The organism is Caballeronia sp. GAWG1-1 (assembly GCF_023631465.1).
Taxonomy (GTDB): Bacteria; Pseudomonadota; Gammaproteobacteria; order Burkholderiales; family Burkholderiaceae; genus Caballeronia.
On record NZ_JALQDB010000102.1, the window covers coordinates 1 to 1,016 of the forward strand.

Here is a 1,016-nt window from a genome sequence, read left to right on the forward strand (position 1 = left end):
CCCGCTAAAAAGTTTGGTGGGAACCAAATTACCTCTATTCACCGCCGGCGAGAGAACGGTCGAGATGAGGCGCTTACGTCTTTCTCGCGGGCTGCGATTTTTTTTCGTTTGAGCCAGTGTATGGCGGGTTGAGCGCGGAGGGTATGAACTACACGCCGTACAACCTGACGCAGTTTGTGGTCCGTGACAAATATGGGAATCGAGCCAGTGGAGGCGGGGATCTGCCGCCAGGGTCAGGCGAAGGAAGTTTGAGTTGTTGTTACAAGCTAAAGGGAACGGAGTTCACGGTCGAGTGGCAAGTCTATGACGCAGATGAAGCGCGAAAGAACCTTTATGCACCTATAAAGAAGATACATAAGTCAACGACAGTTCAGCTTGCTCCGGTAAAGAGATCGAACAAGGCAGGCGACGATGTCTTGGCTGTGCACTTCTATCCAGACGACCATGTCGAATTCGAGTTTCGCAATGACTTTAGCGGCTCTCGAATCGAATATGGAAAGGTCGATGAGTGGTTTCAAACGAAATACGGCAAGGCTGCAAATCCAGACGATCTTGACTGGGCTGCCGCCTACCGTCGAACCACGCGTGTGGCTGTTCAAGGCTGGCTGAAATACCGCTTCACCGACTCCGTCGATCTTGAGCAGTACGTGTACTACACGTTGCTCGTCAATCCGAAGTTTGACGAACACCCGGCGGTGCAGCGCATCGTCATGGAGTCGAAGGGCAAGCCCGGAGCGTTTGGTCTTGCAATGCAGAAGCTGCCTGCAGATGTTGTGCGCGAGATTAAGAGCAACAAATTCGATCATGTGGCAAACGGAAGCAAAGTTGGCCAAGCCGATTCAATTTGATCTTGCTAACCGCGTGCGGCGTCGCTGGTTGAACGCGGTTGTTGCAAGCAAAAGTGCTTGCCCTATCTATCTGGTGGAATGTTGAACTAACGCAATCATGCGCATACGAATGAACCTTTCAAGTTTGATGAAACACATCTTTGTTTTGCTTGTGGCAACCGTCTTTCT

The 1,016-nt window shown here is 51.1% G+C and carries 1 protein-coding gene; it reads left to right on the forward strand.

Annotated elements, in window-relative coordinates:
- The first annotated feature begins 143 nt into the window (after positions 1-143).
- On the forward strand, positions 144-848 hold the full coding sequence (locus NCT03_RS33620; RefSeq protein ID WP_350030215.1) for a DUF3304 domain-containing protein: 705 nt from the start codon (positions 144-146) through the stop codon (positions 846-848).
- The last annotated feature ends 168 nt before the right edge of the window (positions 849-1,016 follow it).

Coding starts and splice junctions, on each gene's coding strand:
- NCT03_RS33620 (WP_350030215.1), top strand. CDS start 144: ATGAACTACACGCCGTACAACCTGACGCAGTTTGTGGTCCGTGACAAA.